Origin of the sequence: Clostridium nigeriense (assembly GCF_900086595.1) — a bacterium.
GTDB lineage: Bacteria > Bacillota > Clostridia > Clostridiales > Clostridiaceae > Clostridium > Clostridium nigeriense.
In genome coordinates this window covers 3424342-3438391 of sequence record NZ_LT575472.1, presented here as the reverse complement: position 1 = coordinate 3438391, position 14050 = coordinate 3424342, and the positions used below count along the sequence as shown (strand labels likewise).

Genomic DNA, 14050 nt, shown 5'->3' with positions numbered 1-14050 from the left:
CTTGCATAATCAATTATAACACAACTTATTTGACTAATAATTAAGATGAAGTTAATATTAAGAAAAAACTTAGTAGATATAAATACTTGTAATCAATATCATATTAATCTAAAATTATATTATGATACAACATAATTTAAGGAGTGAAAAACATGACAAATCAAAACTTAGAAGGAACTATGGGGGATTTATTAAAGGAATTTGACGTTAAGAGAATAAAAACTGGGGATATATTAGATGGAGAAGTAATTGATGTTAATGATAAAGAGGTTTCTGTTAATATTAATTATGCTTTTGATGGAGTTATAGAAAAATCAGAATTAACTAATATGGATAAAGATCCAAGAGAAGTTGTAAATAAGGGAGATAAGATAAAAGTTTATGTTTTATCACCTAATGATGGAGAAGGATATGTTCAGTTATCAAGAGTAAAGGCTTTAGAAATAACTGAAAGAGAAGATATTAAAAAAGCTTTTGAAAATGAAGAAACTATAAAGGTTTATGTTAAGGAAGAGGTAAAGGGTGGCTTAGTAGCTTACTATGGAAATATAAGAGTATTTATACCAGCTTCTTTAGTTTCAAGGGAAAGAGTAGTATTAGCAGATTATATTGGAAAAGAATTAGAAGTTAAAGTTATTGAATTAGACTTTAGAAATAGAAAAGTAGTTGCATCAAGAAGAGTAATTGAAGATGTAATATACGAAGATAACAAAAAACAATTATGGAAATCGGTTAAATCTGGAGAAAAGAGATCAGGTGTTGTTAAAAAGATAATTAAATCAGGAGCAATAGTTGATATCGGTGGAATAACAGGATTAATTCACTTAAATGATTTATCATGGGGAAGAGTTCATAGAGCTGAAGAAGTAGTTAAAGAAGGCGATAAAGTAGAAGTATTCGTTGGAGAAGTAGATGCTCAAAATGAAAGAGTATCATTAATATTAAAAGATATAAATGAAGAACCTTGGACTAAATATGGTGAAGGGCTAAAAATAGGTGATATCTTAGAAGGTAAAGTAATGAAGTTCTTAAACTTCGGTGCTTTTGTTGAATTATTCCCAGGAATTGAAGGATTAGTTCATATAAACGAAATTACAGAAGAAAATATAGCAAAACCTTCAGATGTATTAAAACTAGGACAAAAAGTAAAAGTGAAGGTTTTAGATGTTGATAAGAATAATAAGAGAGTTTCTTTAACTATAAAAGATGCTGAAGAAAAATCTAAAGAATACTTACAATATAATGATTTAGATGAAGGTGTTTCGTTAGGAGATTTATTTAAAGGCTTGTTTGAATAAAATGTTTAAAGAAATATTGACATTATTATAGAATTTATAATATATTAAAAAAGATAGATTTCAAAAAAAGCGAGGGAAGTTTGTGAGTGTTTAGTATCAAATAGTTAATTTAATATTGATTCCAAAAAATAGGGTTACTATACCTTTGTTTGTTGTGGAATTAATTAAACTATATTGATACAAGTCCACGAATTAGCTTGCATTAGGTATAATTATATACCTTTTATTGTTGAATTTTTAGCTGTGGAAGTATCCACAGCTTTTTTATTTTTTATATAAGTGAAATCTATCTAGATTTCGTGGCTTGTATTTATTTAATGCAAGAAAGGAATATTAAAATGGATAAAATGACATTAGAAAAATTAAATTATTTGGATTTAAAAGAAATAGTTAAAGGATATTGTGTAAGTGGTTTAGGAAAAGATTTAATTGATAAACTTAAACCAAGTGATAATTTAAAAGTTGTAAATAAAAGACTTGATGAAACTTCAGAGGGAAGAAAATTAATAGAAGCTTCATACCATATACCTTTAAATGGGATATTTAATATAGTTCCATGTATTGAAAAAATAGAAAAAGGTTCATCATTAGATCCAGAAGATTTAACAATGATATCTGATTTTTTAAGAGGATGTAGAAAGATCAAAATATTTTTTAAGGATAAAGAAGGTTACGCACCTACTTTAAGCAGTTATGGAGATAGTATTACAGAACTGAACTATATAGAAGAGGAAATAAATAGATGTATTAAGGGAACCATTGTAGATTCTAATGCAAGTAAGGAACTTAAAAAAATAAGAAGGCACATAGATGAGTGTGAAGAAAAAATAAGAGAAAGATTAGATAAATTTTTAAAGAATAGTGAAAATAAAAAATATATACAAGAATTTTTTATAAGCAAGAGAAATGGAAGATATACTATTCCTATAAAATCTTCTTATAAAAATTATGTTTCAGGAAGTATAATTGAAACTTCTTCAAAAGGGATGACAGTATTTATAGAACCGGATGTAATTTCTAAATATACTTTAGAACTATCTACATTAAAAGTTGAAGAAAGTATAGAAGAGTATAGGATACTAGGAATGCTTACTGAAATGTTAAACGAAAGAATTAGAGATTTGAAAATTAATATAGAAGTAATAGCAGAATATGATATGATTTGGGCTAAAGCTAAATATAGCAATGAGATTTCAGGAATAAAACCTAAATTAAATGATACTGGGTATATAAAAATAATAAATGGTAAATATCCATTACTTCAAAATTCTGTGCCTCTTAATTTTGAAATTGGAGAAAACTATAGAACATTAATAATAACAGGACCAAATGCTGGGGGGAAGACAGTTGTTCTTAAAACAGTAGGCTTATTAACTCTTGCTGTACAATCAGGTTTTCATATAGGAGCTAAAGAAGGAACAGAAATTTCCGTATTTAATAATATTTTTGTTGATATAGGTGATAATCAAAGCATTGAAAATGCTTTAAGTACATTTTCGTCTCATGTAAAAAACTTAGCTGAAATTATAAAGAAAAGTACAAAATCAACTTTATTATTATTTGATGAAATAGGAAGTGGAACTGAACCAAATGAAGGAGCAGCTCTTGCAATTGCTATTTTAGAAGAGTTATATCATAAGGGGTGTATTACAATAGCAACTACTCACTATGGAGAAATAAAAAATTTCTCTAAGGAGCATCCAGACTTTGAAAATGCAGCTATGGAATTTAAAAAGGAAACTTTAGAACCATTATATAAGCTTAATATAGGTAAAAGTGGAGATAGTAATGCTCTCTATATATCTAAAAAAATGGGGATAGCGGATTCTATAATAGAGAGAACTAAAAAGTATATAGAAACAAAAAAATATAATTATGATTTAATCAAATCTAGTAAAGTAATTAAAAAGAAAGATGAAATAGAAATTTTAGAATCGAAATATAATTATTCTGTTGGAGATAGAGTAATTTTATTAGATAAAAATGATAGTGCTATAGTTTATAAAGAAATAAATGAGTTGAATAATCTAGTAGTGTTTTATAAAAATGATTTTATTGAAGTAAATTATAAAAGAGTTAAATTAGACCTAAAAGCAAGTGAGCTATATCCAGAAGGATATGACTTAAATCAACTATTTGTAAGTTATAAAGAAAGAAAACTAGAACATGATATAAATCGTGGATCAAAAAAAGCCTTGAAAAAAATAAGAAAAGAATCCTTTAAATAATAAGAAATTATAAAAGTGTATAAAAATTTTCCAGAGTATTATTTATGTAGATATATTTTAATAGATTTAGGGAAATATAATATGGAATATTAAAGCGGAGGTAATAGTATGGAAAATAATATGGAGTTAGAATATCCAATGTTTTGCTATCAATGTGAACAAACTTTAGGTGAAAGGGATGTACTAAATTAGGGGTATGTGGTAAAACTCCTGAAATAGCAGCGCTTCAAGACTTAAAAGATAATAAACAGCTTTCTATTTACTTGTAAAAGTATATAGAGAGCTGTTCTTTTTATGTAGAATTTAAATTTTGTTTTATATCATAGGGGTGAGTATGCATACTAATATTATTGAATTAGTATATATTAAAATCAGCAATCATAAAGGAGGATTAAGATGTCAAAGTATAATTTACAATCCAATGAATCTTTTATTTTAGAAAACGATCATGTTAGACATGGTAATAGTAATGGCGAGTTAATATTAACTAATTTAAATCTTGTTTATATTACAACAAAAGGCGTTTTTAGAACTAATTATATACATCAAATATATCCAATTAAGCAAATAAAAGTGTTTAATGAGAAAGCTCAAGTAGTTTTGGGGAAGGATGGTAATATTGATATTTATTTTGTAAATGGTATGGAATCATTTAAATTTTGGAATACAGATTCTCTATTTAGCATAAAAAAGGCAGAAAAAGAAGCAAGTAGATGGGTAAATGCAATAAACAATTTAATTACTGGACAAGTTTCTGAAGTTGACATGGCAGTTACTCCTAAGTTAGTAGATTCAGAAGTAATAGCAGGAGCTATAAAAGATACTTTTGATATATTTAAAGGAGCTTTAGGAGGTAAGACTCAAAATAATAATGAAATAGTAACAAAAGTGGCAAAAAAATGTAGCTTTTGTGGCGCTCCAATTTCTGGAGTGAAAGGGAAAATTGTTCGATGTCAGTATTGTGACGGTGATCAACAACTATAAAAGAAAGGGGTTAAAATACAATGGGAATAATTAGAGCATTTACAGGGGCTATTGGTGGAACTTTTGCAGATCAATGGAAAGATATAATTACTGCAGGTTATTTTGATGAGCATACTGTTGTTAATCAGGGGATATATCAGCAAACGAATAAAGGGCGAGGTTCCAATTTCAATGGTTCTAACGCTGTAATTTCAAATGGTTCAAAGATATTTGTTCCGGAAAATACCGCTGCATTTATTTTTAGTAAATCTGGGATTGAAGAAATTATTACAACTCCTGGTGGATATGAATACCAAAATGGTCAAAAAAGTATTTTCAATGGTGATGGAATGACGAGTTCTATCTTAAATCAAGTAAAAGATAGAATAGCTTTTGGAGGACAGACTTCTGACCAAAAACAAATCGCATTTGTTAATTTAAGAGAAATACGTGATATAAAATTTGGAACTCGTGGACCATTAGTATATAATGATATGTTTTATGGTACTGATTTAGAGATACTTGCTTTTGGAACATTTTCTATAAAAGTGATTGATGCTGAAAAATTTATTAAAAATTATGTTCCAGCTAATACTACTTATTATTCCTTTGATGATATAAAGGCAAGATCTCAAATTATTTCTGAGTTTGTCCAATCATTTACTGTAGCATTAAATTCATTATCAACAACATATCGAATATCTCAATTACCTTCACAGTCTAATCAAATTGCAGAAAAAATATCTTCTGATAATTCAAATGCAGGAACTTGGAAAGAACGATTTGGTTTTGAAATAGTAAAGGTCGGAATTGAAAACATTGAATTCTCACAGGAATCTAGAGAATTGGTTAAACAGTATTCTTCAAATAAGATGAATCTTAAAGCATATGAAGATATTTCACAAAAAGCATCAAATATTTCAGCACAACAAAAAATAGCACAAGGGATTCAGGATAACGGATTAGGTGATGGCGCAGGTATGATATTTGGTATGAATATTGCTCAAAATATGAACACTCAGACCGTAGCACCCATTACGCAAAAATCTAGTATGTCCCTTGATGAGCAAATAGATGCTGTGAAGAAGTTAAAAGAGTTAATGGATATTGGGATTCTTTCGCAAGATGAGTTCGATGTTAAAAAGAAGGAGATTATGGGGTTGTAATCTTGGAAGTGAAAAGCAATTAAGTATATTATAATAATGGTAGAATGAGATGATATATTTATTATAAAATTAAGAAAAAAAGTTCAGTTTAAGCTGAACTTTTTTTGCTTTCATATAACGGTAATATTATACTTTTTCTATTTTAAGCATATTAGTTCCACCAGTGGTAGCGCTAGGCATTCCAGCTGCAACTATTATATCATCACCTCTTTCAGCAAAAGATAAATTTGTAGCAACTTTTTTGGCTTCGCTTAGTATTTCATCAGTTGTTGTGAATACTTGGCATTTAGTTGGGAATATGCCAAAATTAAGGTTTAATCCTCTTCTTACTTCATCATAAGGCGTTATAGCTATAATAGGGCACTTAGGTCTATATTTAGATATAAGCTTAGCTGTGGCTCCACTATTAGTAGCTGCAACTACAGCTTTAGCATGTAGTAAATTAGAGCTTCTACATGCTGAATAACTAATAGCTTCTGAGAATGAAGTTAAAGATGGTTCCTTTAATCTCTTATTTAAATAGTTATAATCTAAGTTTGCTTCGGTTTCAACAGCTATACGAGACATCATTTCAGCAGCTTCTATAGGATAGTTTCCACTAGCACTTTCACCACTTAGCATAATTGCATCAGTCCCATCAAAAATAGCATTACATATATCACAAGCTTCAGCTCTAGTAGGTAGAGAGTTTCTTATCATAGAATCTAGCATTTGGGTTGCGGTAATTACTATTTTTCCAGCCTCATTACATTTTCTAATTATGTTTTTTTGAATTATTGGAACTTTTTCAATAGGAATTTCAACTCCCATATCACCTCTAGCAACCATGATTCCATCTGAAGCTTCAATTATTTCATCTATATTGTCAACACCTTCTTGGTTTTCTATTTTAGCTATAATCTGAATATAATCTCCACCATGGCTTTTTAAAACTTCTCTCACATCTTCTATATCGGAAGCTTTTCTAATAAAAGATGCAGCTACGAAATCTATCTTATTTTCACAGCCAAAAATTAAATCCTCTTTATCTTTTTCAGTAATTGAAGGGAGATGTATTTTAACGTTAGGTACATTTACACCTTTATGATTTTTAATAGTTCCACCAACTGTAACTATACATTTAATTTCTGTCCCTACAACTTCTTTAATTTTAAACCTTAAAAGTCCGTCATCAACTAGAATTTCTCCACCAACTGTAACATCCTTATATAAATCTCTATATGAAACAGTACATTTTTTATTATCTCCTAGAATTTCATCGTCACATATAAAAGAGAATTCATCATTTTCCTTAAGTTCTACACCGTCATTAATAAAGTTGTGAGTTCTAATTTTAGGACCTTTAATATCAAGAATAATAGCTGTAGGAGAATTTAGATCTTCTCTTACTTTCTTTATAAGATCTATTTTTTCTTTATGGGTTTCATGAGTTCCATGAGAAAAGTTTAATCTTGCAGCACTCATTCCAATTTGAATAAACTTTCTTAAGATTTCTTCTGTATCGCTTGCAGGTCCAATGGTAAAAATCATTTTTGTTTTTTGCATAACATCACCTCAAAATAAAATATTATGAATATTATGAATAATTATAATAAAAAAATAAAATTTAAGTATCATATATACTATGATATACTTATTTCATAATATAATTCTAACATAATTTAGCATGGAAGGAGAAAATAAAATGAATATTTTACAAAATTTAGAACCTAAAAAGGTTTTTCAATATTTCGAAGAAATATCTCAAATACCAAGAGGATCAGGAAATGAAAAAGCTATAAGTGATTATTTGGTAAGTGTAGCAAAGAAACTTAATTTAGAAGTTCATCAAGATGAAGCTTTAAACGTAATTATTAAAAAACCAGGAACAGAAGGATATGAAAATTCTACAACTGTTATACTTCAAGGACATATGGACATGGTTTGTGAAAAAAATAAAGGAACAGATCATGACTTTGAAAAGGATCCATTAAAATTAAGAGTTATAGATGATATGGTATATGCAACAGATACAACACTAGGAGCAGATAATGGTATTGCAGTTGCCTATGCATTAGCAATATTAGATTCAACAGATATTCCGCACCCACCATTAGAAGTATTAATTACTACAGATGAAGAAACTGGAATGTCAGGAGCTATGGCAGTTTCTAAAGAAAACATAAATGGTAAAATTCTTTTAAACTTAGATAATGAGGAAGAAGGACATTTATTAGTAAGTTGTGCAGGCGGAATTAGAAGTAAACATATACTTAAAGTTAATTTAGAAGAAGTAGGAGACTACGATAACTTTTTACATATTGCAGTAAGAGGATTAAAGGGTGGTCACTCAGGTATGGAAATTAATAAAGAAAGAGGAAATTCTAATAAAATTATAGGTAGAATTTTAAAATCTTTATTATCTTCTGTAGATTATAAATTAGCTTCACTAAATGGCGGTTCAAAAAATAATGCTATACCAAGAGAAGCAGATGCTATAATTGCACTTAAAGCAAGTGATGTAGAAAAAGCAAAAGAAATAATTAATTCATGGAATCCAGTTTTATTAAATGAATTAAAAACACAAGATCCAGGAGTTAAAGTTTCTATACTTCAAAATACTGAAAATGTTGAAAAGCTATTTACAAGGGTAGATACTGAAAAAACAGTAAATTTACTTTACTTAATACCAAATGGAATTAACACAAATAGTGTTGAAATAGAAGATTTAGTTGAAAGTTCTACTAACCTAGGTGTAGTTACAACTAAGGGGGATACAGTTGAATTTGATAGTGCTATAAGAAGCTCTATTGCATCTCTAAAGGATGAAATAGTATTAAGAAGTAAAACTGTAGCAGATTTAATTGGAGCAGAATTTGAAACTACAGCTAGCTATCCAGAATGGCAATATGATAGTGAATCAAAGGTAAGAGGAATTTGCCAAGATGTTTATAAGAGAATGTATGGAAAAGATGCTAAAATAGTAGCTATACATGCAGGTGTTGAATGTGGTTTATTTAATGAAAGATTAGGAAAGCTTGATATGATAAGCTTTGGTCCAGATCTTTATGATGTTCATACACCACAAGAACATATGAGTATATCATCAGTTAAAAATGTTTGGGATTATTTATTAGAAGTATTAAAAGAACTTAAGTAGTTTATATATTAAAATTTAATGTAAATGATAAAAAATCGATGGCTTTAAAGTCATCGATTTTTTTATTGGCTCTGTTTTATTTGATTGTTTAACACCAATTTTTGTATAATGAGTTTGTTTATATAGTATTATATATCTATATAAGTGTATAATACTATATAAGTTATTATGCAATAGTATTATAGTAATAAATAAATATATTTTTATATTATATAGATAAATAGTAATTTGAAAGAGAGAAAAAAATGAAGTTTACTATTATTGATAAAAAAAATTGGGATAGAATAGAATACTTTGAACATTATTTTTTTGAAGTTCCGTGTACATATAGCATGAGTGTAAAATTGGATATTACAGAAATAAAAAACAGAAAACAAAAATTATATCCAGCAATGCTATATTTTATTACTACTATTGTTAATAGACATAGTGAGTTTAGGACTTCATTTAATGCAAATGGTCAATTAGGTGTGTATGATGAAATGATACCTTGCTATACAATATTTAATAAAAATACAAAAACTTTTTCTAATCTTTGGACAGAGTATTCTAGCAAGTATGATGATTTCTGTACCGCTTATGAAAAAGATATGGCAGAATTCGGAGAACTAAAAGGGATGATACCAAAGCCGAATATACCCGAAAATAATTTTTCAGTATCAATGATTCCATGGACAACATTTGAAGGGTTTAACTTAAATCTTAAAAAAGGGTATGAGTATTTGTTACCTATATTTACAATGGGAAAATATTATGAAGAAAGAGGAAGATACATTTTACCATTAGCTATTCAAGTACATCATGCTGTATGTGATGGATTTCATGTATGTCGTTTTATAAATGAGTTGCAAGATTTAATTGATGAATAAATTACAATTTTTAAATTAGATTTAATGAAAAATATTAATATATTACGAAGTTAAGACCAGTGATTTCAAGTCATTGGTCTTTTAAATTAATCATATATAATATTAGCATTGTTTTAAAACAGATCTTTTTTATTATACTAAGTTATATATTTTTTTACATATGTTATACTGTTAGATTATTTTTTATTAAAAAATGTTTTACATAATGAATATTATCAAGAAATTTATAATATATATAAGTATGAAAGAGGGGGATGATAAAATGAAGTACACAAAATATCAATACAAAAAGAAAAATAATGGAATAAAGTTTTTGACATCTTTATTAATGACAACTCTTGCAGCAATATCCATAGGAGTATTTGCAGCTTGGTTTTTGTTAAAGATTATTCCTAATATAGATACCTTAGGTAAAATAAACAATAAACCTCAAGTAGAAGAAAATAATAGTAATGCAAACTCAGAAGGTGTTGATACAGAAAACTTTGACATAATTCAATGTGGATACTTTTCTAAGGAAGAAAACGCTAAACAGGTATTAAGTAAAATAGATAGTGAATTTAACTCTTTTATTGTAAAAGATTCTGAAGGAAAATATAGAGTCCTTGCTGGAATAACTAAGGAAGAAGGTAGTGAAGAAATTATACAAAAATTAAAGGAAAAAGGAATAGAAACAGCTAAAATTAAATTAGCTTTAAATAAAAATGATGAAATTCAAAATCAAATAATTGAAATTACAAATGGATACTTAGAAATATTAAATACAGCTAGTAAAGAAGAGGTTAAGGAAATTAATACTACAGATTTTAAAGCATGGATAAAAGATTTAAAAGAAATATCTGAAGGGAATTCAATAGATATTTTAAAAGATTATAAAGGGCATATGGACTCTTTACCAGAAGTAATAAATAAGTCAAATATAGTATCAGAATTAGAATATATTTATTCAATCTTAAGCAAATTACAAAAGTAAAAAAATAGATGGTGGGTAATTATAACAAAACTATTACAATTAAATAAAAATTAAATAAAGAAGGGCAAAGCTACTTGTTTCAAAGCTTATATAATGATAAACTATATAAGATATAAGATAGGGACAAATATCTTTGTCTTTATTTTTACTTTTAAACCGTGCCATTTTTGTCAAGACTATAAATAAGTATAAAAGTAGGATGTGATAGGTTTGAAATATGTTTTAGCGTCATCATCTGCAAGACGCCAGGAACTATTACATAGAATAATTAGTGACTTTAAAATAGAAGTTAGTAACTTCGACGAAAGTACTGTACTATTTAATGGAAACATAGAAGAATATGTAATTAATTTAGCTAAAGGAAAGGCCATTAGTATTAAAAATAGTCTTAAAGAAGAAGCTATAATTATTGCTGGTGACACTGTAGTTGTATTAGAAAATGAGATTTTGGGAAAACCTAAAAATGAAGAAGATGCATATAGAATGCTGAAAGAGTTAAGTGGGAAAACTCATAGAGTTTATTCCGGTATAGTAATTATTAACATGTACAATAATAAAATGGAAGAGGCTTCCTTGTACACTGAAGTTAAAATAGGAACCTTAACAGACCAAGAAATATTAAATTACATAAAGACTGGAGAGCCACTTGATAAGGCAGGATCTTATGGAATACAAGGATACGGTGGTGTTTTTGTAGAAGAAATAAAGGGTTGCTATTATAATGTAGTAGGATTACCATTAAATCTTCTAAATAAAATGTTAAATAAGGTTAAGGAGTAGGATTTTAGGGTATATTTATAAATAAAGCTACTATTTTTTGAGGTGTTTATTTATGAATAATAGTATAAAAGTTATTGATATGCCAGAAGAAGAAAGACCAATTGAAAAATTACTTATAAACGGTCCAGAAACCTTAACTAATGCAGAACTTCTTGCGGTGATTTTAAGAACAGGAACAAAAGGTGAAAATATAATTTCCTTAAGTACTAGAATTTTATCAGAGTTTAATGGACTAGATGGTTTATTAGAAGCTGGATTAGATGAAATTACTAATATTAAAGGAATTAAAAATATAAAGGCAAGTCAAATTATGGCTATAGGTGAACTTGTTAGAAGAATTAATATGTTAAGTCTAATTAGAGAGAAAGAAAGTATTACTTCTCCAAGGGATATAGCAAGATTAATAATGAGTGAAATGGTTCTTTTAAAACAGGAAGTGTTAAAACTAATAATGTTAGATACAAAAAATAATATTATAGGTATAAAGGATGTTTTTAAGGGAAGTTTAAATACATCAATTGTACATCCAAGAGAAATCTTTAAAGAAGCTTTAAAGAAAAGTAGTTCCAGTATAATTATTTGTCATAATCATCCTTCAGGAGATCCTACACCAAGTAAGGAAGACATCAATATAACAATTAGGTTAAAAGAATGTGGTAAGATAATGGGCATTGATTTATTAGACCATTTAATAATAGGAAAAAATGAATACGTTAGTTTGAAAGAAAAAGGAATAATATAAGCGAAAGGGGAATTCATATGGGATTTTTCAGTAGTAATAAAGACATGGGAATAGATTTAGGAACAGCAAATACGCTTGTTTTTGTTAAAGGTAAGGGAGTAGTATTAAGTGAACCTTCAGTAGTTGCTATAAATAGTGCAACTAGAAAGCCACTTGCAGTAGGGGCAGAAGCTAAACTTATGATAGGAAGAACTCCAGGAAATATAGTTGCCATTAGACCTTTAAAAGATGGAGTTATAGCTGATTTTGATATAGCACAAACAATGCTTAAGAAATTAATTGAAAAAGTAACTAGCAAAAGTGCTTTCACTAGTCCAAGAATTATAGTTTGTTACCCATCAGGAGTAACAGAAGTTGAAAGAAGAGCAATAGAAGAAGCTGCAAAATTTGCAGGAGCTAGAGACGTAGTATTAATGGAGGAACCAATGGCGGCAGCAATTGGAGCAGGTCTTCCAGTTGGAGAGCCTACAGGTAGCATGATAGTTGATATCGGTGGAGGTACAACGGAAGTGGCTATAATATCTTTAGGTGGAATAGTTACTAGTAAGTCATTAAGAGTGGCTGGAGATGAATTAGATCAATCAATTATAGCTTATATTAAAAAAGAATTTAACTTAATGATAGGTGAAAGAACTGCAGAACAAGTTAAAATGGAATTAGGCTCAGCTTATAAGGTTGATGATGAAGTAAGAGAAATGGACATAAAAGGAAGAGATATGATTACAGGACTTCCTAAGACTGTAACAGTTGGCGAAGATCAAATAAGAGAAGCTTTAAAGGAACCTGTATATGCAATAATAGAATCAATAAAGACAACTTTAGAGAAGACACCACCTGAATTAGCAGCAGATATAATGGAAAAAGGAATAATGTTAGCTGGTGGCGGGGCATTACTTAGAGGATTAGATGCACTAATTAACCATGAAACAAATATGCCTGTTCATATAGCGGAATCACCGCTTGATTGTGTTGTACTTGGAGCAGGTAAGGCATTAGATAACTTTGATGAGTTAAGTAAGACTCAAAGAGGTCAATAATGAAGCTTCACAAGAATAAACTGGCAGCTACTGTAATAGTGCTGTCAGTTGCCTTTTTAGGCATAATTATTTATACAATAAATAATGAACAAAAGGATGCTGTTTCAAGTGGTGTTGGTAGTGCTATAAATCCTTTGCAAAAGGTAGTTTATAATATTAATGATAAAATAAAGGGTGGTTTAGACTTTTTATTAAACTTTTCTAAAGTAAAACAAGAAAATGAAGAGTTAACTAAAGAAAATATAGAATTAAAAAATAAATTATTAGAATACGATAAATTTAAAGAGGAAAATGATAGATTAAGAGAAGTTTTAAATTTTAAAAATTCAAAGAATAACTATGATTATGTAGGTTGTGATATCATTGGCTATAGTGGAGAAAGTTTGTCAGATGGCTATATTATAGATAAAGGTGAAAATGATGGATTAAAAAAGGATATGGTAGTTATTTCAGAAAAGGGTTTGGTGGGACAGGTTACCAGTACAGGGTCTAATTGGGCTATTGTAGAAAGTTTGTTAAATGAAAATATAGCTGTTTCGGTTATGGTTAATAGCACAAGAGAGACTACTGGAATATTAAAAGGGTATGTCACACGTACTAAGTCTGGTTTAACAAAAGTAACTAATTTACCATTAGATTCTGAAATAAAAGAAGGAGATGTAATACTTACATCTGGACTTGGCCAAATCTATCCTAAGGAAATTAGAATAGGAGAAGTTGTTTCAGTAGAAAGTGATGAAATAAAGGTTATGAAAACCGCCATAGTAAAACCTTATGTTGATTTCAATAAGTTAGAAGAATTATTTGTAATCATACCAAAGGAAACAAGAGAAGTAAAATACGATAATTAGAGGT

12 protein-coding genes are annotated in these 14050 nt (G+C 28.4%); 11 read left to right on the top strand and 1 reads right to left on the bottom strand.

Annotated elements, in window-relative coordinates; translation table 11 throughout:
* The first annotated feature begins 152 nt into the window (after window positions 1-152).
* The 4 genes from rpsA to BN6774_RS16070 all read left to right on the top strand — a co-directional run bounded on the left by rpsA (window position 153) and on the right by BN6774_RS16070 (window position 5655).
* Window positions 153-1298 carry a 30S ribosomal protein S1 gene (gene rpsA, locus BN6774_RS16085; RefSeq protein ID WP_066895600.1) on the top strand — a complete coding sequence of 382 codons (1146 nt, stop codon included), beginning with the start codon at window positions 153-155 and terminating at the stop codon, window positions 1296-1298.
* Window positions 1299-1636: 338 nt separating this feature from the next.
* Window positions 1637-3526 (top strand): endonuclease MutS2, encoded by a 1890-nt coding sequence (locus BN6774_RS16080; RefSeq protein WP_066895598.1) that lies wholly within the window; start codon window positions 1637-1639, stop codon window positions 3524-3526.
* A gap of 396 nt (window positions 3527-3922) precedes the next feature.
* Window positions 3923-4510, top strand: coding sequence for a hypothetical protein (locus BN6774_RS18225; RefSeq protein WP_084767068.1), 588 nt, complete (start codon window positions 3923-3925; stop codon window positions 4508-4510).
* A 20-nt stretch (window positions 4511-4530) separates the two neighbouring features.
* Window positions 4531-5655 (top strand): SPFH domain-containing protein, encoded by a 1125-nt coding sequence (locus tag BN6774_RS16070; RefSeq protein WP_066895596.1) that lies wholly within the window; start codon window positions 4531-4533, stop codon window positions 5653-5655.
* Between the two features lie 126 nt (window positions 5656-5781).
* Here BN6774_RS16070 and pyk read toward each other — a convergent pair whose 3' ends face one another.
* Window positions 5782-7200 (bottom strand): pyruvate kinase, encoded by a 1419-nt coding sequence (gene pyk / locus BN6774_RS16065; protein WP_066895594.1) that lies wholly within the window; start codon window positions 7198-7200, stop codon window positions 5782-5784.
* Window positions 7201-7339: 139 nt separating this feature from the next.
* Here pyk and BN6774_RS16060 point away from each other — a divergent pair, with 139 nt between their 5' ends.
* The 7 genes from BN6774_RS16060 to mreC all read left to right on the top strand — a co-directional run bounded on the left by BN6774_RS16060 (window position 7340) and on the right by mreC (window position 14046).
* Window positions 7340-8794, top strand: coding sequence for an aminoacyl-histidine dipeptidase (locus tag BN6774_RS16060; RefSeq protein WP_066895592.1), 1455 nt, complete (start codon window positions 7340-7342; stop codon window positions 8792-8794).
* A 245-nt stretch (window positions 8795-9039) separates the two neighbouring features.
* A complete protein-coding gene (catA, locus tag BN6774_RS16055) occupies window positions 9040-9663 on the top strand; it encodes a type A chloramphenicol O-acetyltransferase (protein WP_066895590.1) in 624 nt (207 codons plus the stop codon).
* 262 nt (window positions 9664-9925) lie between these two features.
* Window positions 9926-10636, top strand: coding sequence for an SPOR domain-containing protein (locus BN6774_RS16050; RefSeq protein WP_066895588.1), 711 nt, complete (start codon window positions 9926-9928; stop codon window positions 10634-10636).
* A gap of 210 nt (window positions 10637-10846) precedes the next feature.
* Entirely contained in the window at window positions 10847-11416 is a 570-nt protein-coding gene (locus tag BN6774_RS16045; protein ID WP_066895586.1) for a Maf-like protein, read from the top strand.
* 52 nt (window positions 11417-11468) lie between these two features.
* Window positions 11469-12158 carry a RadC family protein gene (gene radC, locus BN6774_RS16040; protein WP_066895584.1) on the top strand — a complete coding sequence of 230 codons (690 nt, stop codon included), beginning with the start codon at window positions 11469-11471 and terminating at the stop codon, window positions 12156-12158.
* A 17-nt stretch (window positions 12159-12175) separates the two neighbouring features.
* Window positions 12176-13195 carry a rod shape-determining protein gene (locus tag BN6774_RS16035; protein ID WP_066895582.1) on the top strand — a complete coding sequence of 340 codons (1020 nt, stop codon included), beginning with the start codon at window positions 12176-12178 and terminating at the stop codon, window positions 13193-13195.
* Window positions 13195-14046 (top strand): rod shape-determining protein MreC, encoded by an 852-nt coding sequence (gene mreC / locus BN6774_RS16030; protein ID WP_066895580.1) that lies wholly within the window; start codon window positions 13195-13197, stop codon window positions 14044-14046. The genes BN6774_RS16035 and mreC overlap by 1 nt, the downstream gene beginning before the upstream one ends.
* Window positions 14047-14050 lie beyond the last annotated feature (4 nt).

What these genes read in the sequence shown, in the direction of transcription:
- catA (WP_066895590.1), top strand. Translation starts at nt 9,040, where the DNA reads ATGAAGTTTACTATTATTGATAAAAAAAATTGGGATAGAATAGAATAC.
- rpsA (WP_066895600.1), top strand. Translation starts at nt 153, where the DNA reads ATGACAAATCAAAACTTAGAAGGAACTATGGGGGATTTATTAAAGGAA.
- BN6774_RS16060 (WP_066895592.1), top strand. Translation starts at nt 7,340, where the DNA reads ATGAATATTTTACAAAATTTAGAACCTAAAAAGGTTTTTCAATATTTC.
- mreC (WP_066895580.1), top strand. Translation starts at nt 13,195, where the DNA reads ATGAAGCTTCACAAGAATAAACTGGCAGCTACTGTAATAGTGCTGTCA.
- BN6774_RS16070 (WP_066895596.1), top strand. Translation starts at nt 4,531, where the DNA reads ATGGGAATAATTAGAGCATTTACAGGGGCTATTGGTGGAACTTTTGCA.
- radC (WP_066895584.1), top strand. Translation starts at nt 11,469, where the DNA reads ATGAATAATAGTATAAAAGTTATTGATATGCCAGAAGAAGAAAGACCA.
- BN6774_RS18225 (WP_084767068.1), top strand. Translation starts at nt 3,923, where the DNA reads ATGTCAAAGTATAATTTACAATCCAATGAATCTTTTATTTTAGAAAAC.
- BN6774_RS16080 (WP_066895598.1), top strand. Translation starts at nt 1,637, where the DNA reads ATGGATAAAATGACATTAGAAAAATTAAATTATTTGGATTTAAAAGAA.
- BN6774_RS16035 (WP_066895582.1), top strand. Translation starts at nt 12,176, where the DNA reads ATGGGATTTTTCAGTAGTAATAAAGACATGGGAATAGATTTAGGAACA.
- pyk (WP_066895594.1), bottom strand. Translation starts at nt 7,200, where the DNA reads ATGCAAAAAACAAAAATGATTTTTACCATTGGACCTGCAAGCGATACA.
- BN6774_RS16050 (WP_066895588.1), top strand. Translation starts at nt 9,926, where the DNA reads ATGAAGTACACAAAATATCAATACAAAAAGAAAAATAATGGAATAAAG.